Consider the following 1,222-nt stretch of genomic DNA (forward strand, 5'->3'; position numbering starts at 1 on the left):
TGATTTTAAACCATCCTAATCTTCCTTCAGTCTTGTCTTATGGTACTTTGGCTGCTTAAAAACTGTCCGGAGTATTGATTTAACTTAACTGCCTTATAATTCCTCCAGATACTTTCTTCTCCTAATGCAGTTCTCAGTCTGACGTTTCCTCCGTCTATACTCAATGCTTTTACTTGCTCGGTAGCTTCAGCTTCAGGAAATTGATAACGCTCTAATAGCCGATGTTGCGTACTGTGAGGCACATAAATTCCTGTTAACATTTTTAAGTCTTTCTCAGCATTGGCAAATGATTCATTTGCCACTAATAATAAACAACATTTTTCCAGGTGAGGACTCAAACGACTCCCCTTATTTACTCCCAGCTTTTGGGCTTGCTTACTCGATAGAGTTATTTCTACGCGCGCAAGTCTTTATGGTTCTTTTTCTCCCCGAAGCAGTTCCTCCTGCTGAGTTAAAAAAAAACTGCTAATTTCTGGTGCTACTGTCTCAACTAAATGCTCTCTAACAGTCAATTCGATAGATTCAAAGCTTTGTAGATTTTCGGGCGGGGTATTCTGATAAAAAATATCGGCTATTTCTTGGAGATTTATTTTGATCTTCTGTCGTTGTTCTGGCGTCATATTGACTTGGGGTGGTGGTAATTTATCTGCTTTCTATTCTGCCATCAACTTGTCGGTCAAGTCTTTGAGTATTTATACTGACTGCAAAAGTGGGATGCTCCCCAGAATCCTTCTCCACTAGCCGTCCATAGCCATTCTTTGACTCCCATGACACACCGGGGGTGTTTCATCTACATGAACATTTGATTGAAGAGGTGCCCATTCCCACAGTGCTTTAATCGCTGGTTTGACTGCTGCTGCTACTGGTTGATTGGTTTTTTGGAGTGTTCCTACTCCCACTTCTATCCTGCCGAGTTCCCACAACAATTCAGTCAGCTTGGCGTAGGAAAGATGCCCGTAATTGCCAAGCCAGACGCCGGGTGCTTGGAGATTAACGCTCAAGTCTTGCCCTGGAACCACTCCCTGATGTGCTTCTCCTCTAACTACTGCACCACATTCGAGACATTTACACGATTGTGTCTGATATTCAACGACTTCAATTGGTTTCGCCACTAGAGTTGCTACTTGCTGTCTGTGGATGTTAATTAGGGTTTGCTGAATAATTGATCGCAGACCACTAGCAGGAGCGATCGATATATTCAAGGTCAGTTAAATATAAGTTT

3 protein-coding genes are annotated in these 1,222 nt (G+C 42.3%); all 3 read right to left on the reverse strand.

Features of this window, described 5'->3' with window-relative positions; genetic code table 11:
• Nucleotides 1-26: 26 nt before the first annotated feature.
• The 3 genes from QUA25_RS29275 to QUA25_RS29285 all read right to left on the reverse strand — a co-directional run bounded on the left by QUA25_RS29275 (nt 27) and on the right by QUA25_RS29285 (nt 1,202).
• Nucleotides 27-338 carry a hypothetical protein gene (locus QUA25_RS29275; protein WP_333043210.1) on the reverse strand — a complete coding sequence of 104 codons (312 nt, stop codon included), beginning with the start codon at nt 336-338 and terminating at the stop codon, nt 27-29.
• 72 nt (nt 339-410) lie between these two features.
• Nucleotides 411-620 carry a hypothetical protein gene (locus QUA25_RS29280; RefSeq protein ID WP_333043212.1) on the reverse strand — a complete coding sequence of 70 codons (210 nt, stop codon included), beginning with the start codon at nt 618-620 and terminating at the stop codon, nt 411-413.
• Between the two features lie 117 nt (nt 621-737).
• A complete protein-coding gene (locus tag QUA25_RS29285) occupies nt 738-1,202 on the reverse strand; it encodes a hypothetical protein (protein ID WP_333043214.1) in 465 nt (154 codons plus the stop codon).
• Nucleotides 1,203-1,222: the final 20 nt, after the last annotated feature.

Origin of the sequence: Microcoleus sp. Pol17C6 (assembly GCF_036701145.1) — a bacterium.
In the GTDB taxonomy this organism is placed as follows: domain Bacteria; phylum Cyanobacteriota; class Cyanobacteriia; order Cyanobacteriales; family Microcoleaceae; genus Microcoleus.

What these genes read in the sequence shown, in the direction of transcription:
- QUA25_RS29280 (WP_333043212.1), bottom strand. Translation starts at nt 620, where the DNA reads ATGACGCCAGAACAACGACAGAAGATCAAAATAAATCTCCAAGAAATA.